Source organism: Variovorax paradoxus, from assembly GCF_040544635.1.
In the GTDB taxonomy this organism is placed as follows: domain Bacteria; phylum Pseudomonadota; class Gammaproteobacteria; order Burkholderiales; family Burkholderiaceae_C; genus Variovorax; species Variovorax paradoxus_R.
This window is the reverse complement of sequence record NZ_JBEPKJ010000018.1, coordinates 1-25,584: the sequence shown is the minus strand read 5'-3', so window position 1 is coordinate 25,584 and position 25,584 is coordinate 1. Positions and strand designations below refer to the sequence as shown.

Annotated in this window: 28 protein-coding genes; 14 read left to right on the top strand and 14 right to left on the bottom strand. The window is 65.8% G+C overall.

Annotated features, from left to right (window positions below; translation table 11 throughout):
* Positions 1–14: 14 nt before the first annotated feature.
* The 5 genes from ftsB to ABIC94_RS25115 are packed head-to-tail and all read right to left on the bottom strand — an operon-like array spanning position 15 to position 4,486.
* Positions 15–293: a cell division protein FtsB gene (gene ftsB, locus ABIC94_RS25135; RefSeq protein WP_354375715.1), complete on the bottom strand. Its 279-nt coding sequence runs from the start codon at positions 291–293 to the stop codon at positions 15–17.
* A gap of 17 nt (positions 294–310) precedes the next feature.
* A complete protein-coding gene (gene eno, locus ABIC94_RS25130) occupies positions 311–1,594 on the bottom strand; it encodes a phosphopyruvate hydratase (RefSeq protein WP_055805298.1) in 1,284 nt (427 codons plus the stop codon).
* A 26-nt stretch (positions 1,595–1,620) separates the two neighbouring features.
* The gene (locus ABIC94_RS25125; RefSeq protein ID WP_319426735.1) at positions 1,621–1,926 is read right to left on the bottom strand and encodes a DUF1330 domain-containing protein; all 306 of its coding nucleotides are present in this window, start codon (positions 1,924–1,926) and stop codon (positions 1,621–1,623) included.
* A 29-nt stretch (positions 1,927–1,955) separates the two neighbouring features.
* Positions 1,956–2,810, bottom strand: a complete 855-nt coding sequence (gene kdsA, locus ABIC94_RS25120) for a 3-deoxy-8-phosphooctulonate synthase (protein WP_337315002.1) — start codon at positions 2,808–2,810, stop codon at positions 1,956–1,958.
* Positions 2,807–4,486 (bottom strand): CTP synthase, encoded by a 1,680-nt coding sequence (locus ABIC94_RS25115; protein ID WP_354375714.1) that lies wholly within the window; start codon positions 4,484–4,486, stop codon positions 2,807–2,809. Before ABIC94_RS25115 ends, kdsA begins: the two co-directional genes overlap by 4 nt.
* 175 nt (positions 4,487–4,661) lie before the next feature.
* Between ABIC94_RS25115 and coaBC the strand changes: the two genes are divergently transcribed.
* From coaBC to ABIC94_RS25095, 4 genes are all read left to right on the top strand, one after another.
* The gene (coaBC, locus tag ABIC94_RS25110) at positions 4,662–5,885 is read left to right on the top strand and encodes a bifunctional phosphopantothenoylcysteine decarboxylase/phosphopantothenate--cysteine ligase CoaBC (RefSeq protein WP_354375713.1); all 1,224 of its coding nucleotides are present in this window, start codon (positions 4,662–4,664) and stop codon (positions 5,883–5,885) included.
* Positions 5,885–6,325 (top strand): hypothetical protein, encoded by a 441-nt coding sequence (locus ABIC94_RS25105; RefSeq protein WP_354375712.1) that lies wholly within the window; start codon positions 5,885–5,887, stop codon positions 6,323–6,325. The genes coaBC and ABIC94_RS25105 overlap by 1 nt, the downstream gene beginning before the upstream one ends.
* 2 nt (positions 6,326–6,327) lie before the next feature.
* Entirely contained in the window at positions 6,328–6,774 is a 447-nt protein-coding gene (dut, locus tag ABIC94_RS25100; RefSeq protein ID WP_021008098.1) for a dUTP diphosphatase, read from the top strand.
* 178 nt (positions 6,775–6,952) lie between these two features.
* Positions 6,953–7,453 (top strand): glycine zipper 2TM domain-containing protein, encoded by a 501-nt coding sequence (locus tag ABIC94_RS25095; RefSeq protein ID WP_354375711.1) that lies wholly within the window; start codon positions 6,953–6,955, stop codon positions 7,451–7,453.
* 88 nt (positions 7,454–7,541) lie between these two features.
* Here ABIC94_RS25095 and ABIC94_RS25090 read toward each other — a convergent pair whose 3' ends face one another.
* Entirely contained in the window at positions 7,542–8,066 is a 525-nt protein-coding gene (locus ABIC94_RS25090) for an FKBP-type peptidyl-prolyl cis-trans isomerase (protein WP_354375710.1), read from the bottom strand.
* Between the two features lie 14 nt (positions 8,067–8,080).
* On the opposite strand from ABIC94_RS25090, the gene ABIC94_RS25085 reads away from it, so the two are divergent.
* The 3 genes from ABIC94_RS25085 (at position 8,081) to ABIC94_RS25075 (ending at position 10,117) form a co-directional block, all read left to right on the top strand.
* Complete coding sequence (locus tag ABIC94_RS25085; RefSeq protein WP_354375709.1) at positions 8,081–9,223, top strand: JmjC domain-containing protein; 1,143 nt, start codon at positions 8,081–8,083, stop codon at positions 9,221–9,223.
* Positions 9,213–9,749, top strand: a complete 537-nt coding sequence (locus tag ABIC94_RS25080) for a hypothetical protein (protein ID WP_354375708.1) — start codon at positions 9,213–9,215, stop codon at positions 9,747–9,749. The genes ABIC94_RS25085 and ABIC94_RS25080 overlap by 11 nt, the downstream gene beginning before the upstream one ends.
* A gap of 92 nt (positions 9,750–9,841) precedes the next feature.
* A complete protein-coding gene (locus tag ABIC94_RS25075) occupies positions 9,842–10,117 on the top strand; it encodes a hypothetical protein (protein WP_354375707.1) in 276 nt (91 codons plus the stop codon).
* A gap of 104 nt (positions 10,118–10,221) precedes the next feature.
* Here ABIC94_RS25075 and ABIC94_RS25070 read toward each other — a convergent pair whose 3' ends face one another.
* The 6 genes from ABIC94_RS25070 to ABIC94_RS25045 all read right to left on the bottom strand — a co-directional run bounded on the left by ABIC94_RS25070 (position 10,222) and on the right by ABIC94_RS25045 (position 15,174).
* On the bottom strand, positions 10,222–10,998 hold the full coding sequence (locus ABIC94_RS25070; RefSeq protein WP_354375706.1) for an MBL fold metallo-hydrolase: 777 nt from the start codon (positions 10,996–10,998) through the stop codon (positions 10,222–10,224).
* Between the two features lie 5 nt (positions 10,999–11,003).
* The gene (bamC, locus tag ABIC94_RS25065) at positions 11,004–12,092 is read right to left on the bottom strand and encodes an outer membrane protein assembly factor BamC (RefSeq protein WP_354375705.1); all 1,089 of its coding nucleotides are present in this window, start codon (positions 12,090–12,092) and stop codon (positions 11,004–11,006) included.
* 145 nt (positions 12,093–12,237) lie between these two features.
* The gene (gene dapA / locus ABIC94_RS25060) at positions 12,238–13,128 is read right to left on the bottom strand and encodes a 4-hydroxy-tetrahydrodipicolinate synthase (RefSeq protein WP_354375704.1); all 891 of its coding nucleotides are present in this window, start codon (positions 13,126–13,128) and stop codon (positions 12,238–12,240) included.
* A gap of 80 nt (positions 13,129–13,208) precedes the next feature.
* Entirely contained in the window at positions 13,209–13,778 is a 570-nt protein-coding gene (locus tag ABIC94_RS25055; protein ID WP_354375703.1) for a class I SAM-dependent methyltransferase, read from the bottom strand.
* A gap of 5 nt (positions 13,779–13,783) precedes the next feature.
* Positions 13,784–13,924: a hypothetical protein gene (locus ABIC94_RS25050; RefSeq protein ID WP_354375702.1), complete on the bottom strand. Its 141-nt coding sequence runs from the start codon at positions 13,922–13,924 to the stop codon at positions 13,784–13,786.
* Positions 13,925–13,950: 26 nt separating this feature from the next.
* Positions 13,951–15,174: an MFS transporter gene (locus ABIC94_RS25045; RefSeq protein WP_354375701.1), complete on the bottom strand. Its 1,224-nt coding sequence runs from the start codon at positions 15,172–15,174 to the stop codon at positions 13,951–13,953.
* A gap of 183 nt (positions 15,175–15,357) precedes the next feature.
* Here ABIC94_RS25045 and ABIC94_RS25040 point away from each other — a divergent pair, with 183 nt between their 5' ends.
* The 6 genes from ABIC94_RS25040 to ABIC94_RS25015 all read left to right on the top strand — a co-directional run bounded on the left by ABIC94_RS25040 (position 15,358) and on the right by ABIC94_RS25015 (position 22,634).
* Positions 15,358–15,819: a DUF2846 domain-containing protein gene (locus ABIC94_RS25040; RefSeq protein WP_354375700.1), complete on the top strand. Its 462-nt coding sequence runs from the start codon at positions 15,358–15,360 to the stop codon at positions 15,817–15,819.
* A gap of 91 nt (positions 15,820–15,910) precedes the next feature.
* Positions 15,911–17,908, top strand: a complete 1,998-nt coding sequence (locus ABIC94_RS25035; RefSeq protein WP_354375699.1) for a DNA topoisomerase IV subunit B — start codon at positions 15,911–15,913, stop codon at positions 17,906–17,908.
* Positions 17,909–17,934: 26 nt separating this feature from the next.
* The gene (locus ABIC94_RS25030) at positions 17,935–18,837 is read left to right on the top strand and encodes a lytic transglycosylase domain-containing protein (RefSeq protein ID WP_354375697.1); all 903 of its coding nucleotides are present in this window, start codon (positions 17,935–17,937) and stop codon (positions 18,835–18,837) included.
* Between the two features lie 41 nt (positions 18,838–18,878).
* Complete coding sequence (locus ABIC94_RS25025) at positions 18,879–20,000, top strand: Kelch repeat-containing protein (RefSeq protein WP_354375696.1); 1,122 nt, start codon at positions 18,879–18,881, stop codon at positions 19,998–20,000.
* A gap of 46 nt (positions 20,001–20,046) precedes the next feature.
* Positions 20,047–22,446: a DNA topoisomerase IV subunit A gene (parC, locus tag ABIC94_RS25020; RefSeq protein ID WP_354375695.1), complete on the top strand. Its 2,400-nt coding sequence runs from the start codon at positions 20,047–20,049 to the stop codon at positions 22,444–22,446.
* Complete coding sequence (locus ABIC94_RS25015) at positions 22,446–22,634, top strand: hypothetical protein (RefSeq protein WP_354375694.1); 189 nt, start codon at positions 22,446–22,448, stop codon at positions 22,632–22,634. Before parC ends, ABIC94_RS25015 begins: the two co-directional genes overlap by 1 nt.
* A gap of 19 nt (positions 22,635–22,653) precedes the next feature.
* Here the strand turns inward: ABIC94_RS25015 and ABIC94_RS25010 are convergent, their stop codons facing one another.
* Complete coding sequence (locus ABIC94_RS25010) at positions 22,654–23,784, bottom strand: MBL fold metallo-hydrolase (RefSeq protein WP_354375693.1); 1,131 nt, start codon at positions 23,782–23,784, stop codon at positions 22,654–22,656.
* Between the two features lie 209 nt (positions 23,785–23,993).
* Here ABIC94_RS25010 and ABIC94_RS25005 point away from each other — a divergent pair, with 209 nt between their 5' ends.
* Positions 23,994–24,530: an isochorismatase family protein gene (locus tag ABIC94_RS25005; RefSeq protein WP_354375692.1), complete on the top strand. Its 537-nt coding sequence runs from the start codon at positions 23,994–23,996 to the stop codon at positions 24,528–24,530.
* A 10-nt stretch (positions 24,531–24,540) separates the two neighbouring features.
* Here the strand turns inward: ABIC94_RS25005 and ABIC94_RS25000 are convergent, their stop codons facing one another.
* A complete protein-coding gene (locus ABIC94_RS25000; protein WP_354375691.1) occupies positions 24,541–25,278 on the bottom strand; it encodes a metallophosphoesterase family protein in 738 nt (245 codons plus the stop codon).
* Between the last annotated feature and the right edge of the window lie 306 nt (positions 25,279–25,584).

Genomic DNA, 25,584 nt, shown 5'->3' with positions numbered 1-25,584 from the left:
CAGTGCCGTTTCGTTCAGTGTGTGACTTGAACGAACACTTCGTTGGGCTTGACCATGCCCAGCTCCTGCCTCGCGCGCTCTTCGACCATTTCGAGGCCCACCTTGAGGTCGTTGACCTCGGAGGCCAGCCGCTCGTTGGTCACGGTGGCCTTGGCATTGGCCTCTTTCTGCGCGGCCAGCTTGGTCTGCAGCTGCGACACATCGCGTACGCTGCCGCGCCCGTTCCACAGCTGCCACTGCAGGATGACCAGCAGCAGCAACAGCACGATGGGTGGAACGAGGCGCGAGCGCATGCCGCCGGCTTCGGGCGCTACTTCAGGTTGTAGAACGCGCCGCGGCCGGGGTAGCTGGCGATGTCGCCGAGGTCTTCTTCGATGCGCAGCAGCTGGTTGTACTTGGCGATGCGGTCGGAGCGCGAGAGCGAACCGGTCTTGATCTGGCCCGCGTTGGTGCCCACCGCGATGTCGGCGATGGTGCTGTCTTCGGTTTCGCCCGAGCGGTGCGAAATGACGGCCGTATAGCCCGCGCGCTTGGCCATTTCGATGGCGGCGAAGGTTTCGGTCAGCGTGCCGATCTGGTTGATCTTGATCAGGATCGAGTTGGCAATGCCCTTGTCGATGCCTTCCTGCAGGATCTTGGTGTTGGTGACGAACAGGTCATCGCCCACCAGCTGCACGCGCTTGCCGAGGCGGTCGGTGAGCAGCTTCCAGCCGTCCCAGTCACCTTCGTGCATGCCGTCTTCAATGCTGATGATCGGGTACTTGTCGACCCATGTGGCCAGCATGTCGGCCCAGTTGCCGGCCGACAGCGTGAGGTTCTCGCCGGAGAGCACGTAGTTGCCGTCCTTGTAGAACTCGCTGGCGGCGCAGTCGAGGCCGAGCGCAATCTGCTCGCCCGCCACGTAGCCGGCCTTGTCGATGGCTTCGAGAATCAGCTGGATGGCCGCTTCATGGCTCTCGACGCTGGGCGCGAAACCGCCTTCGTCGCCCACAGCCGTGCTGATGCCGCGGTCGCCCAGGATTTTCTTGAGCGCGTGGAACACCTCGGCGCCGTAGCGCACGGCTTCGCGGAAGCTCGGTGCACCCACGGGGATGATCATGAACTCTTGCAGGTCGAGGCTGTTGTTGGCGTGCGCGCCGCCGTTGATGACGTTCATCATCGGCACCGGCAGCTGCATGCCGCCCATGCCACCGAAGTAGCGGTACAGCGGCAGGCCCGACTCTTCAGCCGCGGCGCGTGCCACGGCCATCGAAACGGCGAGGGTGGCGTTGGCGCCCAGGCGGCCCTTGTTGTCGGTGCCGTCCAGGTCGATCATCGTGCGGTCGAGGAAGGCTTGTTCGCTGGCATCGAGGCCGAGCACGGATTCCGAGATTTCGGTGTTGATGTTCTCCACGGCCTTGAGCACGCCCTTGCCGAGATAGCGCTTCTTGTCGCCGTCGCGCAGCTCGATGGCTTCGCGCGAACCGGTCGATGCGCCCGAGGGCACGGCTGCGCGGCCCATGGTGCCCGATTCGAGCAGCACGTCGCACTCGACTGTGGGATTGCCTCGGCTGTCGAGAATTTCGCGGCCGACGATGTCTACGATTGCACTCACTTATTGCCTTTCGTTTGAACTGAATCTCAGACCGGGGCGGAAACGCCCTCGACCAGAACCATATTGAAGAATTCGGTCGCGCCGGCGCGTTTGGCGCGCGCGGCACGGTACAACTCGTCGTCGTAGAAAGCCTTGGCCTTCTCATAGCTGGGGAAGCGCAGCATGGCCACGCGCGCGGGCTGCCAACTGCCTTCCATGGTCTCGAAGCGGCCGCCGCGCACCAGGTACTCGCCGCCCGCTGCCTTCACTGCGTCGGGTGCGGCAGCCATGTACTGCTTGTACTGTTCGGGATCGGTGATCTTCATGTCGACGATGATGTAGGCGGGGGCCACGGTGTTCTCCAATAGTCTTGTTGCGGGGCTCAGTTGAAAGAGCTCTCGAGGAAGCCGTTCTTCTTGGTGATGCGGTCCAGCTCGAGCAGTGTTTCCAACAGGGCCTTCATGTGCTTGAGCGGCACGGCGTTGGGGCCGTCGCTCAGGGCCTTGGCAGGGTCGGGATGCGTTTCCATGAAGACACCGGCCACGCCCACCGCGATGGCAGCCCGTGCCAGCACCGGCACCATTTCGCGCTGGCCGCCCGAGCTCGTGCCCTGGCCGCCCGGCAGCTGCACCGAGTGCGTGGCGTCGAACACCACGGGGGCGCCAGTCTCGCGCATGATGGCGAGCGAACGCATGTCCGACACCAGGTTGTTGTAACCAAAGCTCGCGCCGCGTTCGCAGGCCATGAAGCTGTCTTCCGGCAGCCCGGCTTCCTTGGCCGCCGCGCGCGCCTTGTCGATCACGTTCTTCATGTCGTGCGGCGCGAGGAACTGGCCCTTCTTGATGTTCACCGGCTTGCCCGACTGCGCCACCGCGCGAATGAAGTCGGTCTGGCGGCACAGGAAGGCGGGCGTCTGCAGCACGTCGACCACCTTGGCGGCTTCGGTGATGTCGTCTTCGGTATGAACGTCGGTCAGCACGGGCAGGCCGAGTTCGCGCTTCACCTTGGCAAGAATTTCCAGGCCCTTTTCGCGGCCCGGGCCGCGGAAGCTGGTGCCCGAAGAGCGGTTGGCCTTGTCGAAGCTGCTCTTGAAGATGAACGGAATGCCGAGCGAGGAAGTGATTTCCTTCAGCGTGCCGGCCGTGTCCATCTGCAATTGTTCGGACTCGACCACGCAGGGACCGGCAATCAGGAAGAAGGGCTGGTCGAGCCCGATGTCGAATCCGCAGAGTTTCATGCTACCGCCTTCAGGTTCTTTGCACCGCCCGCGCTCTGGGCCTTGTGGTCGAGCGCCGCCTTGATGAAGGCGTTGAAGAGCGGGTGCCCGCTCCACGGCGTCGACTTGAATTCGGGGTGGAACTGCACGCCCATGTACCAGGGGTGCACGTCTTGCGGCAGCTCGACGATTTCGGTCAGGTGTTCGCGCTGCGTGAGCGCGGAAATCACCAGGCCGGCGGCGCGGAGTTCGTCCAGGTAGTTGACGTTGGCTTCGTAGCGGTGGCGATGGCGCTCGGTCACCACGTCGCCGTAGATGCTGTGGGCCAGCGTGCCGGCCGAGACGTCGGAGCTTTGCGCGCCAAGGCGCATGGTGCCGCCGAGGTCGGACTTCTCGTTGCGCGTCTTCACGGTGCCGTCGGCGTCCTTCCACTCGGTGATCAGCGCGATCACGGGGCAGGGCGTTTCAGGGTCGAACTCGGTGCTGTTGGCGTTCTTCAGGCCCGCCACGTGGCGTGCGTATTCGATGGTGGCCACCTGCATGCCCAGGCAGATGCCGAGATAGGGCACCTTGCTTTCGCGCGCAAAGCGGGCGGCCGAGATCTTGCCCTCGACGCCGCGCTGGCCGAAACCGCCGGGCACCAGGATGGCGTCGTACTTGGCAAGGCGCGAAACGTCTTGCGGGGAAATGGTTTCGGAATCGATGTAGTCGATCTTCACGCGCGCATGGTTCTTCATGCCGGCGTGGCGCAGTGCTTCGTTCAGCGACTTGTAGCTGTCGGACAGGTCGACGTACTTGCCGACCATGGCAATGCTCACTTCCTGCTGCGGATGCTCGACTTCGTAGACCAGCTCGTCCCAGCGGTTGAGCTTGGCCGGCGGCGTGTTGATGCGCAGCTTGTCGCAGATGAGGCCGTCCAGGCCCTGCTCGTGCAGCATGCGCGGCACCTTGTAGATGGTGTCGACGTCCCACATCGAGATGACGCCCCATTCGGGCACGTTCGAGAACAGCGAGATCTTGGCGCGCTCGTCGTCGGGAATCGGGCGGTCGGCGCGGCACAGCAGCGCGTCGGCCTGGATGCCGATGGCACGCAGTTCCTTGGCGGTGTGCTGCGTGGGCTTGGTCTTGAGCTCGCCGGCGGCGGCGATCCAGGGCACGTAGCTCAGGTGCACGAAGGCCGAATTGTTCGGGCCCATGCGCAGGCTCATCTGGCGCACGGCTTCAAGGAAAGGCAGCGATTCGATGTCGCCCACGGTGCCGCCGATTTCGACGATGGCCACGTCCACTTCATGCGCGGTGCCCAGGCCTGCGCCGCGCTTGATGTATTCCTGGATTTCGTTGGTGATGTGCGGAATCACCTGCACCGTCTTGCCGAGGTAGTCGCCGCGGCGCTCTTTTTCGAGCACGGTCTTGTAGATCTGGCCGGTGGTGAAGTTGTTGGCCTTGCGCATCCGCGTGGTGATGAAGCGCTCGTAGTGGCCGAGGTCGAGGTCGGTTTCGGCACCGTCGTCGGTGACGAACACTTCGCCATGCTGGAACGGTGACATCGTGCCGGGGTCGACATTGATGTACGGATCGAGCTTGATGAGAGTGACCTTGAGGCCGCGCGATTCGAGGATCGCGGCGAGGGAGGCGGAGGCGATTCCCTTGCCAAGGGAAGATACGACACCACCGGTGACGAAGACAAATTTGGTCATGCCAGTTCCGGACGCGAGGACCGGGCAGTGGGAAATGCTGATTGTATATGGCCCGCCTGCAGGCTCCGCGCACTGCATGCGCTTCTCCTTCCACCTGCCGGGGGCAGGCCGGCCGTTTCGGGCGGCCGTGCGCGGCGGCCACGGCGCGAAGGCGGTGTCATTACACTTCGGCGATATGCAAGATCTCGCCGGCAAACACATCGTCCTGGGCCTTACCGGTGGTATCGCCTGCTACAAATCGGCCGAGCTGTGCCGCCTCCTGGTGAAGGCCGGTGCCACGGTGCAGGTCGTGATGACCGAAGCGGCCGAGCAGTTCATCACGCCGGTGACGATGCAGGCGCTTTCGGGGCGCACGGTCTATACCTCGCAGTGGGACGCGCGCGAGCCCAACAACATGCCGCACATCAACCTGAGCCGCGAGGCCGACGCCATCGTGCTCGCGCCCTGCAGCGCAGACTTCATCGCGCGGCTCGTGCAGGGCCGGGCCGACGACCTGCTGAGCCTGATGTGCCTGGCCCGCCCGATGGACCGCGTGCCGCTCCTGATTGCGCCGGCCATGAACCGCGAGATGTGGGCGCACCCGGCCACCCAGCGCAACCTGATGCAGGTGTCGGCCGACGGCGCCACGGTGCTGGGCGTGGGCAGCGGATGGCAGGCCTGCGGCGAGACGGGCGACGGGCGCATGCTGGAGCCGGCGCAGTTGCTCGAAGACATCACCGCCTTTTTCGCGCCCAAGCTTCTCGCGGACCAGAAGCTGCTCGTGACCGCAGGCCCCACCTTCGAGCCGCTCGATCCGATACGCGGCATTACCAACCATTCGTCGGGCAAGATGGGTTTTGCCATTGCGCGCGCGGCGCGCGAGGCCGGAGCCGAAGTCACGCTGGTGGCCGGCCCGGTGCATCTGCCGACCCCGCGCGGGGTGAACCGCATCGATGTGCTTTCGGCGCAGGACATGCTCGAAGCGACCCTGCGTGCGGCGCAGTTTGCTAGCATTTTTGTAGCGACCGCCGCCGTCGCGGACTGGCGCCCGGCGACGCACAGCGAACAAAAGATCAAGAAGGACGGCAGCGGCAAGACACCTGTGCTGAATTTCGTCGAGAACGCCGACATCCTCCTTGCGGTGGCGAAGAGCGAGCGCGCGCAGTCCCGCAAGCTGTTCTGCGTGGGGTTCGCGGCCGAGAGCGAGAACCTGGCCGAGCACGCCAGGGCCAAGCGCCAGCGCAAGGGAATTCCGCTCCTGGTCGGAAACATCGGCCCGCTGACCTTTGGCCAGGACGACAATGCGTTGCTGCTGGTGGACGCCAACGGTACGCGCGAATTGCCGCGCGCGCCCAAGCTCACCCTGGCACGTGAACTCATGGCCGAGATCGCCGCACGCCTGCCTGACTGGAGAGTCTGATGAATCCCCAATGGAATACACCGCCCAACGGCGATTTCGCGAGCTACGTCGAGCGGCTGTCGGCCCAGGCCGCATTGCCCAAGCGGGCCGCGCACGAAGGCGATCATGGGCTGGATGTAGGTATCACGCCCGCACCGGGCGCGCAGGGCACCGCGGCGGCGCAGCGGCGGGCATCGTCGAACGAGGACACTCCTGCGCCAAGCGGGGCACTCACGCCCACCGCGTTCAAGGTCATGGCCGCCGTGGGCGCATTGGTGCTGCTGGCGCTGTGGTCGGCCGGCGTGTCCGTCGTCGTGCTGATCGTGCTGTTCGGTGCGGCGCTGTGGCTCGTCAGCAAGTTCAAGGGCCTGAAGCTATCGCCCGGTGTCGCCAAGTGGCAGCAGGTGCTCGAGGAAGCCGCCCGCAAGCAAAGAGAACAGCAACAAAAGCAAGGCAAGTAGAAGTGAAAGTAGACGTTCGTATCCTCGATCCGCGCATGGTGGATCAATTGCCCGCCTATGCCACGCCCGGCAGCGCAGGGCTCGATCTCAGGGCCTGCCTCGATGCGCCGATCACGCTGGAGCCCAACGCCTGGCAACTCGTGGGCACGGGCATCGCGATTCATCTGGCGGACCCGGCCTATGCGGCGCTGATCCTTCCGCGCTCGGGCCTGGGCCACAAGCACGGCATCGTGCTGGGCAACCTCGTGGGCCTGATCGACAGCGACTACCAGGGCGAACTGAAGATCAGCGCCTGGAACCGCAGCGACACGCCCTTCGTGCTCCAGCCGATGGAGCGGCTCGCCCAGCTCGTGATCGTGCCGGTAGTGCAGGCGCAGTTTCGCGTAGTCACAGAATTTGCAGCCTCGCAACGCGGCGAAGGCGGCTATGGGTCGACCGGCAAGCACTGACGACCTGCTCCCTCACCTCGGAGCCGCTTCGTATCGGGCCAGTAAAGATCGGAACCGATCGATTCGCGGCCTGCTCCTACGTGCCGGTATGTGTCATGCGTCATCCCCCTTGCGGGAAAGACGTTAGATGCAGGCTTGGTGCATTCGGATGCACCGATTATTTCGAGGAGCTCTCAACATGAAAATTTCAACGCGCTTCGTTTCCATCGGCGCTTCCGTGCTGGCGCTTGCCACACTCACGGCCTGCGTCGCCCCCGCGCCGGTCTATCACACCACGCGCTACCCTTACCAGGCTCCGCCGCAAGCCGTTCCATACCAGGAAGCGGCGTACGTCGAATACGGCCACGTGGCCAATATCGAAGTGCTGCGCAGCGAAACCAGGGGCACCGGCACCACCGGCGGCGGTGCCGTGGCAGGCGGTGTCGTCGGCGGCGTGGTGGGCAACCAGTTCGGGCACGGCAGCGGCCGCGCCGCGGCGACCGCCCTGGGCATTGTGGGCGGTGCGCTTCTGGGCAACACCATCGAGGCACAGAACAACGGCCCTCGCGCCTACGAGAGCTATCGCATCTCGGTGCAAACCGATCGCGGCGGCTACCGTGCCTTCGACGTGCAGCACCCGGGCGATCTGCGCATTGGCGACCGCGTGCGCATCGACAACGGCCAGATCTCGCGCATGTAGGCCGTTTTTCAGGGTGCTTTCGCGGGCAACAAAAAGCCGGGCAGTGCCCGGCTTTTTGCTGGCTGCAGCGGTTTCCCGCTCGCCGCTCTCAGTGCAGCAGATCGTTGCCGGGGGCGGTCGGCGGCACCTTGAAAAAGGCTGTGCCGGCTGTTCCGCTGCCGACTTCTTCCTCGGTTGCTTCGCGCACCGAACGCACCGTGATGTCGAGCCGGATCGCAATGCCCGCGAGCGGATGGTTGCCGTCGAGCACCAGGTGGTCGGGGTAAGTCTCGGCCACGGTGTAGATCACGTCCTTGGGTATGTCTTCGCTCACGCCTTTGGGCAGCGCGGCGCCGTCGAAGGTCATGCCTTCTTCGGTGCCTTCGGGAAACAGCGAGCGCGGCTCGAGAAAGAGCAGCTGGTCGTTGAAGTCGCCGAAGCCCTGTTCGGGCTCGAGCTGCAATTGCACCCGGGCGCCGGGCTCATGGCCTTGCAGGGCGGCTTCGATCACGTCGAAGAGGTCGTCGCCCCCCACCATGAATTCCACGGGCTCGTCGAGCACGTCCAGCACTTCGCCCAAAGTGTCTTTCATCGTCCAGGTCAGGCCGACCACGCATTGTTCAGAGATTTCCATTGCAGAATTCTCCCATGGAGATTACACAACCGCTGCCGTTGCTCGGCGGCCTGAGCGCCGCGCAGTTCATGCGGCGGTATTGGCAGAAAAAGCCGTTGCTGGTGCGCCAGGCCATACCCGCCATGGTGCCACCGATCGAGCGCGGTGCGCTCTTTGCCCTGGCCGAGCGCGAGGAGGTCGAATCGCGCCTTATCCGCCATGGCAAGACCGGCTGGACGCTCAAGCACGGGCCGCTCGCGCGCCGCGCGCTGCCGCCGCTGAAGCAGCCCGAATGGACGCTGCTGGTGCAGGGCGTCGACCTGCATCACGACGGCGTGCACGCGCTGCTGCAGCAGTTCCGCTTTCTGCCCGATGCGCGCCTGGACGACCTGATGATCAGCTATGCCAGCGACAAGGGCGGCGTCGGCGCCCATTTCGACAGCTACGACGTGTTCCTGCTCCAGGCGCAGGGCACGCGGCGCTGGTCGATCGGCAAGCAGAGCGACTTGCGCCTGCAGCAGGGCGTGCCGCTCAAGATCCTCGAACATTTCGAGCCCGAACAAAGCTTTGTGCTCGAGCCGGGCGACATGCTCTATTTGCCGCCGCGCTATGCGCACGACGGGGTGGCCGTCGGCGACGACTGCATGACCTGCTCCATCGGCCTGCGGTCGTCCGCCGCGGGCGAGCTCGGCGCCGACCTTCTGGCGCGCATGGCGCAGGCCTATTCGGAAGCGCTGGAAGACGCCGGCCCCGCCGAACTGGCGCGCTACCGCGATCCGACGCAGCCCGCGGTCGATGCACCGGCCGCCATGCCGGCCGCGCTGCAGGCCTTTGCGCGCAAGGCCGTCGATGCCGCGCTGCGCGACCCCGACGCCATCGACCGTGCCTTGGGCGAATCGCTGACCGAGCCCAAGGCCAACGTCTGGTTCGACGAAGGTGCCGAGGCGCCAGGCATGTTGCAAAACGTGGCGCTCGACCGCCGCACGCGCATGCTTTACGACGCGCGGCATCTCTACATCAACGGCGAGAGCTTTCGCGCCGGCGGGGCCGATGCAACGTTGATGCGCCGGTTGGCCGACCGGCGCGCGCTCGGCCCGCGCGAACTGGCGCGCGCGAGCGAAGGCGCACTCGCCCTGCTGGCCGAGTGGTGCGAAGCGGGGTGGCTTCATGCAGATTGAGCATACGGCGGCAGAACCGTCTCTCCCGCCCCTCCCGCCCCTCCCGCCCCTCCCAGAAGGCCGTTTCGATGGCCGCGAGGCCTTCGGCGGCATTGTGCGGGCCGCGCTCTCTGCCGCGGCCCGGCAGGGCTGGAGAGAGCTGGTTTTCTGCGATCCTGACTTCGCCGATTGGCCTCTGGGCGAGCGGGCCAGCATCGAGGCGCTTCAAGCCTGGTCGGCCACCGGCCGCCGTTTCATCCTGCTGGCGCAGCGCTTCGATGTCGTCGAACGTAACCACGCGCGCCTTGTTCCCTGGCGGCGCATGTGGGATCACATCGTCGAATGCCGCGCTGTGCGCGCAGAGGCCGGCAACGCGGTGCCGAGCGCCATCTGGACGCCCGGGTGGTTTGCCCACCGGACCGACCCCGAGCGCAGCCGCGGCGTGTGCGGCTTCGACCCGCGCGCGCGGCGCGAGTTGCGCGAAGCCATTGATGAGTCGTGGCGAGCGGGAAGGCCTGCGTTTCCGGCATCGGCACTGGGCTTGTAAGCCAATGCCGCGAATGAGGGGGCGAGACACAAACGGGCAGTGATGCGGGTCTAGAATTTTTTCGTTCAGACATCATTGCCAAAGGAGTCTCCATGAAGAAGTCGTCATCCGTCCTGCTCGCTTCGTTGATCGCCGCTGCCGCACTCGTGGCTTGCGGAAAGAAAGAGGACGCCGCGCCGGCGGTTGTGACCCCGCCGCCCGCTCCGGTGACCGAGCCGGCACCGGCTGCACCGCCCGCGGCTGCTCCAGCGCCTTCGACCACCGATCCGTCGGCCGCCACAACGCCTTCGCCGGGCGCTTCCTCGGCCCTCGATGCGGCCAACGCCGCGACGGAAGAGGCCAAGAAGAATCAGGCACCCAAGCAGTAACGAGCGCCGAAGCAAGCGGGAATTATTCGCCCAGCAAAAAGCCGCCTGGTGGCGGCTTTTTGCATGGTGCCCACAGCAGAACGGGCCGGGGGGCGAGCCAGCGATCACACGTCCAGCCAGGGCGAGCCTTCCAACGCACTGGCCGTGAGCATTTCGGCCTCGTGGCCCCCAAGGGCTTCGGCCATGAGACGCCGCACGATGTCGGGGCGATTGTTCTGCTCGCTCAGATGCGCTGCCACCACATGGCGGAGGCCCTCGTGGCGAACCGCGCGAGCAATTTCCGCGGCGGCTTCGTTCGACAGGTGGCCGTGCTTGCCGCCGACACGCAATTTCAGGAAGGCCGGATAGGCCGAATTGGCCAGCAGCTCGCTGTCGTGATTGAACTCGAGCAGCAGCGCGTGCACGCCGCGCAGGCTGGAGAGCACGTGGGCCGTGGCATGGCCCAGGTCGGTGAGCACGCCCAGGGTTCGCGCGCCATCGGAGCAGCGCAGTTGCAGCGGCTCCCGCGCGTCGTGCGGCACGGTAAAGGGCCGCACCGCAATATCGCCGACCGCAAACTCCGCTTCGTCCCGCGCCAGGTTGAGCCGGCCTTCGAAATCGCGGCCGCCGGTTGCGAGCCAGGTGCCTTCGCTCATCCACACGGGAATGCGGTTGCGCCGCGACAGCGAATGGGCGCAGCCGATGTGGTCGCCGTGCTCGTGGGTGACGAAAATCGCGTCGATGTCGCCGGCCGCGAGGCCGGCCTTGGCAAGCCGCAGATCGAGTTGCCGCAAGCCGAAGCCGCAATCGATCAGGAGCCGTGAGGTGCGGCCGCCGCTGGTCGCCTCGACCAACGCGGCATTGCCCGTGCTGCCGCTGCCGAGGCTTCGGAAGCGGAGCATGGGGATTACTTCAGGTCGTCGGCAATGACCTGGACGATGCGCTGTGCATTGGCCGAGGTTTCGGGTGCGCCGGATTCGTTCAGCACCGAGACCGTGGTCGATTCGCCCTGGCTCTTCACGAGGATGCGGAACTTGATCGGTGCTTCGTTCTTGCTGGAGCTGCCGAACAGCTTGCCGAAGAAGCCGGGTTCCTTCTTGTCAGCGTTCGGGGTCACGTAGCGCACGTAGTAGATGCCGGCGCTGCGGTCGCGGTCTTCCACGGTGAAGCCGGTGCGGTCGAGCGCCAGGCCCACGCGGCGCCATGCGCGGTCGAAGCCTTCGCTGATCTGCACGACCGGCTGGCCACTCACGCTGGCAACAGTCGCGGTCTTGGTCGGCGCGGTGGTGGCGGCCAGGATCTTCGACTGCTCTTGCGAAACGCCGAGCTTGACCATCAGGCGGCGCAGGAACTCGGTTTCGAGTTCAGGGTCGCTCGGGCGGGGCTGCCACACGGTCTGGTCCTGGCGGCTGTTGTTGTAGACCTCTTGCATGCCGCGGTGGCTGACGAAGATCTCGGTGCCCGTGGGCGTGCGCTCCAGGCGGGTGCGGAAGCGGTCGAGTTCGCCGGTCGAGTAGACCGAATCGACCAGCTTGCCCAGCGTGCCGCGGATGATGTCCTGCGGCAGCTTGGCGCGGTTCTCGGCCCAATCGGTTTCCATGATGCCGAGATTGCGCTGCTCGGTGGTCAGCAGGAAGCCGCTTTCCTGCCAGAAGTCTTTCACCGGGTCCCAGAGCTGGTCGGGCGAGCGGTTGATGACGATCCAGCGTTGCGTGCCCGAGCGTTCCATGCGGACGTCGCCGATGTTGGCAACCGCCGTGGGAATGCCCGGCGCATTGGTGGCGCCCGCCTGGTAGGCGTTGGCGGTGACCGCGCCGCCCGGCACCGCATAGCGGTTTTCGCGCGAAAGCTGCGACAGGTCGGGCGGGACTTCGAGCGTCGGGGCTTTGCCGGCGCTCTTGTAGTCGATCTTGTCGCTCTCGAGAACGGAGCAGGCGGCGAGGCTGACAACGAGGGCCAGCAGTGCGAATCGCGAAATGTGCGAAAGGTTCTTCAACGTCGTCTTCCTTGTTGGAATGGGTTCGGTCAATCTATGGGGCCGCAGTGCCCGCACTCTCTGAGCACGGTTCAGGCAAAAGGTTGCGTAACCTCGATGCGGCAGGGAGAAAAGAGATGGGGTGTGTTCAGGGGAGGGAGCGGGCTCAGCCCTTGAGCAGGCCGGTGGCGCGCAGGGCGGCTTCGACCACGGGTTGGTTCGTTTCGGCCAGTTCGGTGAGCGGAAGCCGCAGGGTGCCGCCGCAGAGTCCGAGCCTGGACATGGCCCACTTGAGAGGAATCGGGTTGGGTTCGACGAACAGGTTGCGATGCAGCGGCATGAGCTCGAACTGGATCTGCATGGCCTTGCGCACGTCGCCCGCGATGGCCGCAACGCACAGTTCGTGCATCTTGCGCGGCGCAATATTGGCCGTGACGCTGATGTTGCCTTGCCCGCCGCAGAGCATCAGGGCCACCGCGGTCGGGTCGTCGCCGGAATACACGGCAAAGTGCTTGGGCAGGTCGCGAATGAGCCACTGGGCGCGCTCGATGTTGCCGGTGGCTTCCTTGATGCCGATGATGCCCGGCACCTGGGCGAGGCGCAGCACGGTGTCGTGCGCCATATCGGCCACGGTGCGGCCCGGCACGTTGTACAGCACGATGGGCAGGTCGCCCACGGCTTCGGCAATGGCCTTGAAGTGCTGGTACTGGCCTTCTTGCGTCGGCTTGTTGTAGTAGGGCACGACCTGCAGCTGCGAATCGGCGCCCACGCCCTTGGCGAACTTGGCGAGCTCGATGGCTTCCTTGGTCGAATTGGCGCCGCAGCCGGCCATCACGGGCACGCGGCCCTTGGCCTGCTCGACCGAGACGCGGATGATTTCGCAGTGCTCTTCCACGTCGACCGTGGGCGATTCGCCGGTGGTACCGACCACGCCGAGGCAATCGGTGCCTTCGTCGATGTGCCAGTCGATCAATCGGCGCAGGGCCGGGTAGTCGACACTGCCGTCGTCGTGCATCGGCGTGACGAGAGCGACGATGCTGCCTGTCAGTTGCTCCAAGGGGGAATCTCTCTGTCGGGTGGACGAAAGCGCCGATTCTACTTACTCCGGAGCCTCCGGAAACGCCCGCCCCGGCGGGGTCAGTTTCCCCGCAGGAGATGGCGTTCGGGCTGGCCGGATGCGGCGTTGCCGGCTCGGACCGCGGCAATGCGCTGCACGAAGCGCTCCGGCCCGGCAAGAAAGCCGTTTTCGTAAGCCACCACGCGCAGGTCCCGGCATGCGGCGAGCAACTCGCCGGGCTGCAGCAGGAAGTCCGGGCGCGAGGGCTTGCCCACCGTTTCGTTCCCGGCGGCAAAGGTTTCGTAGAGCAGCACGCCGCCCGGCGCCACCGCGGCCACGATGTCGGCCATGCGCGGCCGCCAGAGGTAGTTGGTAACGACCACTGCGCCGAAGACCTGGCCCGGGAAGGGCCAGGGGCCCGATTCGATGTCGGCCGTCACGGTGCAGCCGAAGGCGCTCGCGGTTTCGGTGGCCTCGGTCGAGCGATCGACGCCCGTGACCGCATGGCCATGCTCCGCGAACCATTGCATGTGCCGCCCGTGGCCGCAGGCCACGTCGAGCACGGTGGCGGCGGGCGCGAGCAGGTGCGACCACCTGACGATCCATTCCGAGGCTGCCAGTCCGCTGTGTAAGGTCGCCATGTCTTTCATGGCAATCAGAAGCAGGACCAGACCTGGTCGACCAGCGTGACCAGAAACTCCGGATGAACGTAAAGCGCGAAAACACCGCCCAAAGCCGCCAGCGCGGCGGCCAGCCAGCCGGCGTGCACGAGGTGATGGCGCATCTGGGGAGTCATTGTCGTCACCATTGTCCGCCGTCGGCTCAGCCCGGCACAGCGGCCGGCCGCGCTCCGCGCGCAATGGCGCCTTCCTTGACCGGCAGGTTGATCAGCGCCGCGAACACGCCAAGGGCAATCGCGATGTACCAGACGATGTCGTAGCTGCCCGTGGTGTCGTACAGGTAGCCGCCAAGCCACACGCCGATGAACGACCCGACCTGGTGGCTCAGGAACACGAAGCCGCTGAGCATCGACAAATGCGCCACCCCGAAGATGCCCGCAATGATCGCGTTGGTGGCGGGCACGGTCGAAAGCCAGAGAAAACCCATGGCCGCCGAAAAGACATACACACTGAGCGGCGAGATCGGCACCAGCAGAAACAGCATGATCGAGACTGCTCGCGCAAAGTAGATGGCCGCCAGGATCTTGCGCTTGGCCAGCTTCTGCCCCAGCAGCCCCACGGTGTAGGTGCCGAACACGTTGAAGAGCCCGATCAGCGCCAGCGCGTAGCCCGCCACCTCGACCGGCAGGTTCTGGTCGCGCAGGTAGGTCGGCATGTGGATGCCGATGAATGCCAACTGGAAGCCGCAGACGAAATATCCCGCCATCAGCAGGCCGAAGCTCGGGTAGCGGAAGGCCTCGCCCACTGCCTGCAGCACCGACTGTTCGCGGTGCCCGGCCAGGGCCCCTTGCCGCGGTTCGCGCAGGCCGAAGGCCAGCGGCACGATCACCAGCACCAGCACCGCAACCACCGCCAGCGCGGTTTGCCAGCCCAGGTGCCCGATCAAGCGGCCCTCGATGGGCGCCATCAAAAACTGGCCGAACGAGCCGGCCGCCGCCGCCACGCCCATGGCCCACGAGCGCCGCTCGGCCGGAATCTGTCGCCCGATCACGCCGTAGACCACGGCATAGGTCGTGCCCGCCTGCGCCGCGCCGATCAGCACGCCCGCGCTCAGGGTGAACAGCAGCGGCGTCGGCGAATACGCCATGCCCAGCAGGCCCAGCGCATAGAACGCCGTGCCCGCAATCAGAACCCGGAAGGCCCCGAAACGATCGGCCAGCATGCCCGCGAACACGCCGAAGATGCCCCACGAAAGGTTCTGGATGGCGAGCGCGAACGAGAAAGTCTGGCGGGTCCAGTCCTGCGCCTGCGTAATGGGCTGCAGCCAGAGGCCGAAGCCGTGGCGGATGCCCATGGAGAGCGTGACGATCATGGCGCCGCAGATCAGCACCTGCTTGACCGAGAGAGTGGGAGAGGGGGCTTGCATGCCGTCGAATGTACCGATTCGCGCAGGTTGGCAGCGGTGGTGCGGGCAATGCCATTGATGATTTGTGAGGGCCGGATCGATGCGCAACCAGCATCAAAGCGCCGGCTCTGCACCCGGCGGATTCTTGTTTGTAATGGTTACATTTGAGTCTCCATGCGCTCGCTCTCCCAAGGACCCCGAACAATGAGAAGAACCGCCCTGAAGTTCGCCGCCATCACGGTGCTTGCGATCGCAGTTGCAGGCTGTGCCAGCGGCCCGACCGGCCCCAAGTTCCAGGAAATGGGCAACGTCATTCCGAAGATCAAGCCGGGCAACGGCCGCATCTATTTCTTCCGCGCCGCGGGGCCCTTCGGTGCGTCGCTGCAGCCCGGCGTCCGCATCGACAAATTTGGCGTCGGCTCCTCGAAGCCCGGCAGCTTCTTTTTCATCGACCGTCCCGCGGGCACCTACCAGGCCGCCACGACCAGCGACCTGCGCAAGACGCTCGAAGTGCCGCTTGCCGAGGGAGAGACGAAGTACGTGCGCATGTCGCCTTCGTTCGGGCTGGTGGTCGGGAGCATCGTTCTCGATCTGGAGGCGCCCGAGAAGGCCAGGGCCGAAATGGGCTGGCTGGCCTACGCGGGCCAGGTCATCGTCGACAAGTAAGCCGGGCTCGGGCTGAGCGCCGGCCGGCGCGGGTCGGCGTTCCTGTATGGGTATCCAGTCATTTCGCATCGACTGACTACAATCCGCCCCCATGGCGACTCCCCCCAAGACTCCTCCCAGTTCATCGTCCGCGTCCTCCGGGTACTCGGAAGGTTCCATCCGCGTGCTCAAGGGCCTCGAGCCCGTGAAGCAGCGCCCGGGCATGTACACCCGGACCGACAACCCCCTGCACATCATCCAGGAAGTGCTCGACAACGCCGCCGACGAGGCGTTGGCGGGCTACGGCAAGAAGATCAAGGTCACGCTGCACACCGACAACTCGGTCAGCATCGAAGACGACGGCCGCGGCATTCCGTTCGGCCTGCACCCTGAAGAAAAGGCCCCCGTGGTCGAACTGGTGTTCACCCGCCTGCACGCGGGCGGCAAGTTCGACAAGGGCTCCGGCGGCGCCTACAGCTTCTCGGGCGGCTTGCACGGCGTGGGCGTATCGGTGACCAATGCACTTTCGAAGCGGCTCGAAGTCACCTCCCACCGCGAAGGCTCGATGGCCAAGCTGGCCTTCAGCGCCGGCGACGTGATCGAGGCGCTCGAAATCCGCAAGCTCGAGGCCGGCGAGCGCAAGCAGGGCACCACGGTGCGTGCCTGGCCCGACGCCAAGTATTTCGAGACCGCCGCACTGCCGATGAGCGAACTCATGCACCTGCTGCGCAGCAAGGCCGTGCTCATGCCGGGCGTGAGCGTCACGCTCACAGTCGAGAAGACCAAGGAAACGCAGCAGTGGCTCTACAAGGGCGGCCTGAGCGACTACCTGATGCAGACGCTCAACGGCGACCCGGTGATTCCGCTGTTCGAAGGCAGCGGCCATGCCGACAAGAACGCCGACAACTTCGCCGAAGGCGAGGGCGCCGACTGGTGCGTGGCCTTCACCGAAGACGGCCAGCCGGTGCGCGAGAGCTACGTCAACCTCATTCCCACCAGCGCCGGCGGCACGCACGAAAGCGGCCTGCGCGACGGCCTCTTCACCGCGGTGAAGGGCTTCATCGAACTGCACTCGCTGCTGCCCAAGGGCGTGAAGCTCTTGCCCGAAGACGTGTTCGCGCGCGCTTCGTATGTGCTGAGCGCCAAGGTGCTCGACCCGCAGTTCCAGGGCCAGATCAAGGAACGCCTCAATTCGCGCGACGCGGTGCGGCTGGTGTCGAGCTTCGTGCGCCCCGCGCTCGAGCTGTGGCTCAACCAGCACGTCGACTACGGAAAGAAGCTCGCCGACTTGGCCATCAAGGCCGCGCAGACGCGCCAGCGCGCCGGCCAGAAGGTCGAGAAGCGCAAGGGCTCCGGCGTGGCCGTGCTGCCCGGCAAGCTGACCGATTGCGAGAGCAAGGACATCAGCCACAACGAAGTCTTCCTGGTCGAGGGCGACTCGGCCGGCGGCAGCGCCAAGATGGGCCGCGACAAGGAAAGCCAGGCCATCCTGCCCTTGCGCGGCAAGGTGCTGAACACCTGGGAAGTCGAGCGCGACCGGCTCTTTGCCAACACCGAAATCCACGATATCTCGGTGGCCGTGGGCGTCGATCCGCACGGCCCCAACGACACGCCCGACATGAGCGGCCTGCGCTACGGCAAGGTCTGCATCCTCTCCGATGCCGACGTGGACGGCTCGCACATCCAGGTGCTGCTGCTCACGCTGTTCTTCCGGCACTTTCCGAAACTCATTGAAGCCGGCCATGTGTATGTCGCAAAGCCGCCACTTTTCCGTGTTGACGCCCCGGCGCGCGGCAAGAAGCCGGCCTCCAAGGTCTATGCGCTTGACGAGGGCGAATTGACCGCCACACTCGACAAGTTGCGTAAAGATGGCGTGCGCGAAGGCGCGTGGAGCATCAGCCGCTTCAAGGGCCTTGGCGAAATGAGCGCGGAACAATTGTGGGAAACCACGCTCAATCCGGATACCCGGCGCCTCATGAAGGTGCAGCTGGGGCGCTTCGACTTCACGTCCACGCAAGGGGAGATCACCAAGCTCATGGGCAAGGGCGAGGCAGCCGCACGGCGCGAACTGATGGAACTGCGCGCCGACGATGTCGATATCGATGTTTGACCACCCTCGTGAAAACTTCAGATTTCATGCGTCCGTTGCTCCTGGCCTTGCTGCTGTGCATGCAGCAGGGGCTGCTTGCGCACGCCGCTGACATCTACGGCTATATCGACAGCAAGGGCATTGCCCATTTCGCCTCGGAAAAGATCGACGAGCGATACCAGATCTTCTTTCGCGGCGGCCAGAGCTTCGACACGGCCAAGGGCATTTCGCCGCTCGGGCGTGGCGGCCGCAGGCTCGACGGCAAGGTGCCGCCCGCGTCGCAGACATTGCTCGCGCTGTTCGAAGCATCGCCGAGCTACAAGACCGCGAAGGCGGCGCTGCGCGATGCATCGAACAAGCATTCGATCGACTATGAGTTGCTGCAGGCGCTGATCGCCACCGAATCGGGTTTCGACGCGCAGGCCGTCTCGCCCAAGGGTGCGATGGGCCTCATGCAGCTCATGCCGGCAACGGCGCAGCGCTACGGCGTCGCGGCGGACAAGCGCAGTACCATCGAGAAGAAGCTGTTCGATCCGCGCATCAACATCGCCGCCGGCTCGCGCTACCTGCGCGACCTGATCACGATGTTCCCAGGCCAGATCGAGCTGGCGCTTGCCGCCTACAACGCCGGCGAAGGTGCGGTGCAGCGCGCGGGCAACAAGATCCCGAACTACAAGGAAACGCAGAACTACGTGCAGACGGTGCTGCGGCTCTACGCGTACCTCAAGCCGTCGGCGGCGGTGGCAATGGACGGCGGTGGTGGTGGTGCGAGCGGCGTGCGTGGCGGCAAGACGCCGGGCCGCATCCGCATGGAACTGGTGGTTCCGAAGGGCGGGGCGGTGGGGCGTGGCAACATGCCGTCCGAATCGCCGAGCAGCATGCCGGCCATGCCCGAGCTCTCCGAACAGCCGGCGGTGCCGGGCGGCGCGTCGGAAGCACCGGTGTCCTGATGCCGCACGCCCGCCTGTCCTCGTCGGTGAAGGAGCCCTTCATGCAACGTCGAAGCTTGGTGCTGGCGACTGCCGCCTGCGCGATCGCCGGCACTGCGCGCGCCCAACATGCGGCCACGCACGACACGCTGCCGCCGGCGCCTTCGTCGAAAGAGCCGTACGCGCGGCTGCAAGGCGGCGTTCCGCATCACATGACGCCCGAGCAGGAGGCGCAGCGCGTCACGGATAGTCTTGCACCGGCCGGGCTTGCCGGACGCTGGATGCCGCGCGCGTCCCTGCCGATTCCGCGCAGCGAGATGGCCTGGGCCACCGCCGCGCAGGGACGCATGCACGTGGTCGGCGGCTACGGCGAAGGCGCGGTGAACCGCGACTACCACCACATCTACGACCCGAAGGCCGACCGCTGGCTCGACGGCGCGCCGCTGCCTCGCGGCGCCAACCATGTGGCGGTTGCGGCGGACGAAGGCCGCGTCTATGCACTCGGCGGCTTCGTCGAGCAGAACCGCCGTTCCGACACCAACGCCTACGTCTACGAGATCGCGGCCAACCGCTGGACCGCCATCGCGCCGTTGCCGCGTCCACGCGGCGCGGCGGCCGCCGTGATGCTGGATGGGCAGCTGCACCTGATTGGCGGCGCCTCCGAGCCCGCAGCCGAGCGCGCGAGCGTCGGCTGGCACGAGGTCTACGACCCGAAGGCCGACCGCTGGAGCACCCGCAAGCCGCTGCCCGGCGCGCGCGACCACGTCGGCTGCGTGGCGCACGGCGGCCAGATCCACGTGATCGGCGGGCGCTTCAACACCTTCGAATACAACACCGACCTGCACCACGTTTACCTGCCCGCGCGCGACACCTGGGAGCTGCGCTCGCCGCTGCCCACCGCGCGATCGGGCCACGGCCTCGTGGTCTACCGGGGCCGCCTCTTCGCCATGGGCGGGGAGGGCGGTTTCCTGGTGGGCGGCGTGCCGCGCCAGGCCAAGGTTTTCGGCCAGATGGAAAGCTACGATCCCGTGGCCGACACCTGGCAACGCCATGCACCGATGACCACCCCGCGCCATGCCGTCGGCGCCGCAGTCGTCGGCGACTGGATCTACGTGGCCGGCGGCGGCGCGGTGCTCGGCGGCTCCGTGCAATCCGCGGTGCACGAGGCCTTCACATTAGGCTGAACGCGAAAGCGCACGGCCCGCAACTGTTTCTCTTTCTCCTTTCTCCATGGATTCCCAACCTCCGCTCGATCTCCAGGGTCCCACCGACGGCGACACCACACTCACCCTTGCCGATTACGCGCAAACCGCCTATCTCGAATACGCGCTCAGCGTGGTCAAGGGCCGCGCGTTGCCCGACGTGTCCGACGGCCAGAAGCCGGTGCAGCGGCGCATTCTCTATTCGATGTCGCGCATGGGGCTTGGCTTCGGCGGCACCAACGGCACCGTGGGCGCCAAGCCCGTCAAGAGCGCGCGCGTGGTCGGCGACGTGCTGGGCCGCTTTCACCCGCACAGCGACCAGGCGGCGTACGACGCGCTGGTGCGCATGGCGCAAGACTTCTCGCAGCGCTATCCGCTGGTCGACGGCCAGGGCAATTTCGGCAGCCGCGACGGCGACGGCGCCGCGGCCATGCGCTACACCGAGGCGCGCCTGGCCCGCATCACCAGCCTGCTGCTCGACGAGATCGACGAAGGCACGGTCGACTTCATTCCCAATTACGACGGCAGCACCGAAGAGCCGCGCCTGTTGCCCGCGCGCTTGCCCTTCACGCTGCTCAACGGCGCGAGCGGCATCGCAGTGGGCCTGGCCACCGAAATCCCGAGCCACAACCTGCGCGAGATTGCCGATGCCTGCGTGGCGCTGATCAAGTCGAACGGCAAGCTCAGCGAAGAAGAGCTGCTGCAGATCGTGCCCGGCCCCGACTACCCGGGCGGCGCGCAGATCATCAGCGGCCCGGCCGACATTGCCGATGCCTACCGCACCGGCCGCGGCTCGCTCAAGGTGCGCGCGCGCTGGAAAATCGAAGACCTCGCGCGCGGCCAGTGGCAGCTGGTGGTCAACGAACTGCCGCCCGGCGTCAGCACGCAGAAGGTGCTCGAGGAAATCGAGGAAATCACCAATCCGAAGGTCAAGGCCGGCAAGAAGGCCCTGAGTGCCGAGCAGACGCAGCTCAAGGCCGCGATGCTGTCGGTGCTCGACGTGGTGCGCGACGAGTCGAGCAAGGATGCCGCCGTGCGCCTGGTGTTCGAGCCCAAGACCTCGCGCATCAGCCAGGAAGAATTCATCACCACGCTGCTCGCGCAGACCTCGCTCGAAACCTCGTCGCCGATCAACCTCACGATGGTGGGCATCGACGGCAAGCCGACGCAGAAGTCGCTGCGCCAGATGCTCAACGAGTGGATCGCGTTCCGCGAGATCACGGTTGAAAAGCGTTCGCGACACCGGCTCAACAAGGTGCTGGACCGGATTCACATTCTCGAAGGCCGGCAGCTGGTGCTGCTCAACATCGACGAGGTGATTGCGATCATCCGCACGGCGGAAGACCCGAAGGCCGCGCTCATCGCGCGCTTCAATCTTTCCGACGTGCAGGCGGAAGACATTCTCGAAATCCGGCTGCGCCAGCTTGCGCGGCTCGAAGCCATCAAGATCCAGCAGCAACTGGACGAATTGCGCACCGATCAGAAAAAGCTCGAAGACATTCTCGGCAGCCCTGCGGCCCTGCGCCGCCTGCTGGTGAAGGAAATCGAAGCCGACGCCAAGACCTTCGAAGACCCGCGCCGCACGCTGATCCAGGCCGAGAAGCGCGCCGTGGCCGAAGTGAAGGTGGTCGACGAGCCCGTCACCGTCATCGTCTCGCAAAAGGGCTGGGTGCGCGCGCAGAAGGGCTGGGCCAGCGAGAAGGCAGCGAACGGCAGCAATGGTTCGGCAACGCCCGAATACAGCTTCAAGTCCGGCGACTCGCTTTATGGCGCCTTCGAATGCCGCAGCGTCGACACGCTGCTGGTGTTCGGCTCCGCCAAGGACAAGACCGTGCGCGTCTACACCGTGCCCGTGGCCTCATTGCCCGGCGCACGCGGCGACGGCCAGCCCGTCACCACGCTCATCGAGCTCGATGCCGGCACGCACGTCACGCATTTCTTCGCAGGCCCGGCAGGCGCCGGCGTGCTGCTGGCCAACACCGGCGGATACGGCTTCATCGCCACGGTCGAGAACATGATGTCGCGCCAGCGCGGCGGCAAGGCTTTTATCGACGTGGGCGAGGGCGAACAGCTCTGCCGTCCCTCGCTGGTAGGCGGCGCAAGCGGCGCCGAGCCGATGCCCGCCGCCACGCACGTGGCCTGCGCCTCGACCGGCGGACGCATCTTGACCTTCGACATCACCGAGCTCAAGAGCCTGCCCAAGGGCGGCCGCGGCTTGACGCTGATCGACCTCGACGCCAAGGACACGCTCGCCGGCGCCGCAGCCTACACGCGCAGCGTGAAGATCGAGGGCATCGGCCGCGGCGGCAAGGAGCGCGACGAAACCCTGGAAATCCGCACGCTGAACAACGCGCGCGGCAGCCGCGCGCGCAAGGGCAAGGCGGCCGACCTCGGCTTCAAGCCGACGAGCATCGTGCGGGTTCTGTGATGGGCGGCATCGACATCAGCACCATCGGCCTCTTCATTGCGGTGGTCACGGGTATCGGCAGTTTCTGGTTCGGCCGCCGCATGCGCCTGAAGCGTGGGGCCAAGCAGCGCGAGAAGGACCGCATCGCGGCGCAGGCCAACGAAACCCGGCAGCAGCGCCGGGCTCGGGAGCGCAAGGAGCGCGGCTAGGGCCTTGGGCAGGCGGCAGCTAGTGCAGGCCCTGCCACCAGCGCTCGTTGGTGCGCGCCTTCCCTATCGTCAGCACTTCGCCGATCACCGGCGTTGCCAGCTCGATCTTCTTCGCCTGCGACAGGTTGGCGATGCGGTCCAGCGGATCGTGCCAGGTGTGAAAGGCGAGGTCGAAGGTGCTGTTGTGCACCGAGTAGAGCACCTTGCCGCGCAGGTCTTCGAACGCCTGCACGCTCTGCTCGGGCGTCATGTGCACGGCGGGCCAGTAGGCGTCGTAGGCGCCGTTTTCCATCAGTGCCAGGTCGAAGCCGCCGAAGCGTTCGCCGATCTGCTTGAAGCCCGGGAAGTAGCCCGAGTCGCCGCTGTAGAAGATGCGCTGGTCGCCGCTTTGCACCACCCATGAGGACCACAGCGTGCGGTCCCGGTCGGTCAGGGTGCGGCCCGAGAAGTGCTGGGCCGGCGTGGCGGTGAGCTTCACGCCGTCGTGCTCGCCGCTTTGCCACCAGTCGAACTCCGTCACGCGCTCCGCGGGCACGCCCATGGCCACGAGCCGCGCACGCACGCCCAGCGGCACGAAGTAGTGCTTCACGCGCAGTGCAAGGTACTCGATGGTGGCCACGTCGAGGTGGTCGTAGTGGTCGTGCGAGAGGATCAGTCCTTCTATCGGCGGCAATTGCTCGAGCCTGAGCGGCGGCTTGTGGAAGCGCTTGGGCCCGGCGAAGCTGAATGGCGAGGCCCGTTCGCTGAACACCGGGTCGATCAGCCAGTACTTGCCCTGCAGCTTGAACAGGTGCGACGAATGGCCGAGCCGCACCACGTGGTTGGCCTTGGCATCGAGCGCGTCCAGGTCGGCGGTGCTCAGCATGCGCACGGGAATGGGGTCGACCGGCACGGTGTCGACCTTGCTGCCCACGATGAAGCGCGACCAGATCCGCCATGCGCTCGCGGAAGGCAGGACCTCGGGGTTCGGCGAATTCTGGAAGCTGCAGCCCTTGAACTGCGGCGATGCGTCGTAGCGTGCCTCGCATCCGCTGCTGCTCACGCAGCCGGCGACCAGTGCGCAGCTTGCCGCGAAGAGCGAAGTGCCATAGCGGCGAAAACGGCCGAAACGGCGCTTCGGAAGAGTCGGAGTGGGTGCGGCGTCGTTCATGGATTCGGATGTTCCGGGGTTTTGCGGCGCGAGCTTAGCCGGGTCGCCGTTGCCAATGGTTTCAACGGCAGAAACATTCGGCGCACAGGGATATTTCGTGAGCAGCAACCGCTATCCCATCATCTACGTGAGCGCCTGGGATTGAGGCAGAACCCAGGCTGGCTCCGGCGTCATACTCGGGTGGTTCAAGGCTCTGCTTTCCATCCATCATGAAAACCGCCGTTCTCATCATCGACATGCAGCGTGGCCTCTATGACGACCTGCCGCGCCCTCACGAAGCCGGCGAGGTCGCGCAGCGGGTCAATGCCCTGACCGAGCGTGCCCGCGCCGCGGGAGTGCCGGTGGCTTTCATCCAGCACGAGAACACCATCGACCTGGAATTCGATTCCGAGCGGTGGCAACTGGCCGATGCGTTGCGCGTGGATGCGAGCGATACGAAGATCCGCAAGACCACCTCCGACTCGTTCCTGCGCACGCCGCTCGAAGCGTGGCTCACCAGCCATGCGGTGCAGCGGGTGGTGATCTGCGGCTATTCATCGGAGTTCTGCGTAGACAGCACCGTGCGGCGTGCCGCCGCGCTGGGCTACGAGGTGGTGCTTGCGGCCGATGCGCACACCTCGCACGACAAGCCGCACGCCACGGGCGCCTTCATTCGTGCGCACCACAACGCCACGCTGTCGGACATCACGAGCTTTGATGTGCCGATCCGCGCGGTGGCCAGCGCGCAGATTGCGTTCGGCGACTGACTCCAGGACGCTAGGGCATGCGCCCGGTGGCAAGGGCATGGGCCCAGTCCGGCCGTTCGTTCCTCAGCGCCAGTGACGCCATCGCCGTGTGGTCGTAAGGCACCGCAATCAGCCGGGAAGACCAACCGCTTTCGTGCCGCTCCACGATGGCATAGCGCGCATTCGGCGAGCCGATTTCCACGGCGTGCGGATACGGGTGAATGTCGTCGTAGGCCGGCAGGCCTACGCTGCCCGGATTGACGATCAACTGTCCGCCGGATGCATATGCCACGCGTGGCACATGCGTATGACCGCAGGCAACAAGCTGCGCATCGACCTCGCCGAGCCGTGCATCGATTTCCGTCTGCGTTGCGGCGCGGAACACTGCGGGCTCCACGGTCTCCAGAAAGTATTCGAGGTCGCTCGCGGGCGTGCCATGGCAGAGGAGGACTTCGGGACTGAAGCGAAGGCTGTGCCCAAGTGACGCCATCCACTCGAACTCCTTGGTGCCGAGCCGGGCATGGGCGAACGCATCGGACGCGCCGCGCTTGTCTATGGGCGTTGTAAGCAGCTGGCGTTCATGGTTGCCCGCGAGATGGACCCAGTCCTGCGCCATCAGGAACTGCGCGGTTTCCAGCGGCATCAGCGGACCGGAGAGGCTGTCTCCCAGGTTGACGATGACATCTGCGCCGCGGCGGCCGATGTCTTCGACCACGGCTTCGAGTGCGGGGAGGTTTCCGTGGATGTCGGAGACTAGGGCTATGCGCATTGGTGGGCTTCGTCTTTGGGGCGAGGCGATCTTAGTCCTGAGGTGCGTTTTGGGCCTTTGTTTCAGGGCGCGTGCACAGGCCACCGGGTACTCCCCTCCGCGAATGTCCCCCCGGGCTTCGCCCTCCTCCTTTATTTCGCTGCGGGGAGCACCCGATGCCCTGTGCACTGGGGCACGCTGCTGGTGCACCGCTGATCAACGACTGCTCCGTATAACGCTCCCGCTGATGGGGTGCCTTGCGCAGCGAAATAAAGGAGGAGGCCGCAGGCCGGGGGACATTCGCGGAGCAAGGTACCCCGTCGGCGG

What these genes read in the sequence shown, in the direction of transcription:
- kdsA (WP_337315002.1), bottom strand. Translation starts at nt 2,810, where the DNA reads ATGAAACTCTGCGGATTCGACATCGGGCTCGACCAGCCCTTCTTCCTG.
- ABIC94_RS25025 (WP_354375696.1), top strand. Translation starts at nt 18,879, where the DNA reads ATGCAACGTCGAAGCTTGGTGCTGGCGACTGCCGCCTGCGCGATCGCC.
- ABIC94_RS25050 (WP_354375702.1), bottom strand. Translation starts at nt 13,924, where the DNA reads ATGACTCCCCAGATGCGCCATCACCTCGTGCACGCCGGCTGGCTGGCC.
- ABIC94_RS25000 (WP_354375691.1), bottom strand. Translation starts at nt 25,278, where the DNA reads ATGCGCATAGCCCTAGTCTCCGACATCCACGGAAACCTCCCCGCACTC.
- ABIC94_RS25035 (WP_354375699.1), top strand. Translation starts at nt 15,911, where the DNA reads ATGGCGACTCCCCCCAAGACTCCTCCCAGTTCATCGTCCGCGTCCTCC.
- ABIC94_RS25095 (WP_354375711.1), top strand. Translation starts at nt 6,953, where the DNA reads ATGAAAATTTCAACGCGCTTCGTTTCCATCGGCGCTTCCGTGCTGGCG.
- parC (WP_354375695.1), top strand. Translation starts at nt 20,047, where the DNA reads ATGGATTCCCAACCTCCGCTCGATCTCCAGGGTCCCACCGACGGCGAC.
- coaBC (WP_354375713.1), top strand. Translation starts at nt 4,662, where the DNA reads ATGCAAGATCTCGCCGGCAAACACATCGTCCTGGGCCTTACCGGTGGT.
- ABIC94_RS25030 (WP_354375697.1), top strand. Translation starts at nt 17,935, where the DNA reads ATGCGTCCGTTGCTCCTGGCCTTGCTGCTGTGCATGCAGCAGGGGCTG.
- ABIC94_RS25055 (WP_354375703.1), bottom strand. Translation starts at nt 13,778, where the DNA reads ATGAAAGACATGGCGACCTTACACAGCGGACTGGCAGCCTCGGAATGG.
- ABIC94_RS25005 (WP_354375692.1), top strand. Translation starts at nt 23,994, where the DNA reads ATGAAAACCGCCGTTCTCATCATCGACATGCAGCGTGGCCTCTATGAC.
- ABIC94_RS25090 (WP_354375710.1), bottom strand. Translation starts at nt 8,066, where the DNA reads ATGGAAATCTCTGAACAATGCGTGGTCGGCCTGACCTGGACGATGAAA.
- ABIC94_RS25015 (WP_354375694.1), top strand. Translation starts at nt 22,446, where the DNA reads ATGGGCGGCATCGACATCAGCACCATCGGCCTCTTCATTGCGGTGGTC.
- ABIC94_RS25010 (WP_354375693.1), bottom strand. Translation starts at nt 23,784, where the DNA reads ATGAACGACGCCGCACCCACTCCGACTCTTCCGAAGCGCCGTTTCGGC.
- ABIC94_RS25075 (WP_354375707.1), top strand. Translation starts at nt 9,842, where the DNA reads ATGAAGAAGTCGTCATCCGTCCTGCTCGCTTCGTTGATCGCCGCTGCC.
- ABIC94_RS25085 (WP_354375709.1), top strand. Translation starts at nt 8,081, where the DNA reads ATGGAGATTACACAACCGCTGCCGTTGCTCGGCGGCCTGAGCGCCGCG.
- ftsB (WP_354375715.1), bottom strand. Translation starts at nt 293, where the DNA reads ATGCGCTCGCGCCTCGTTCCACCCATCGTGCTGTTGCTGCTGCTGGTC.
- ABIC94_RS25080 (WP_354375708.1), top strand. Translation starts at nt 9,213, where the DNA reads ATGCAGATTGAGCATACGGCGGCAGAACCGTCTCTCCCGCCCCTCCCG.
- ABIC94_RS25105 (WP_354375712.1), top strand. Translation starts at nt 5,885, where the DNA reads ATGAATCCCCAATGGAATACACCGCCCAACGGCGATTTCGCGAGCTAC.
- ABIC94_RS25045 (WP_354375701.1), bottom strand. Translation starts at nt 15,174, where the DNA reads ATGCAAGCCCCCTCTCCCACTCTCTCGGTCAAGCAGGTGCTGATCTGC.
- ABIC94_RS25070 (WP_354375706.1), bottom strand. Translation starts at nt 10,998, where the DNA reads ATGCTCCGCTTCCGAAGCCTCGGCAGCGGCAGCACGGGCAATGCCGCG.
- ABIC94_RS25115 (WP_354375714.1), bottom strand. Translation starts at nt 4,486, where the DNA reads ATGACCAAATTTGTCTTCGTCACCGGTGGTGTCGTATCTTCCCTTGGC.
- ABIC94_RS25040 (WP_354375700.1), top strand. Translation starts at nt 15,358, where the DNA reads ATGAGAAGAACCGCCCTGAAGTTCGCCGCCATCACGGTGCTTGCGATC.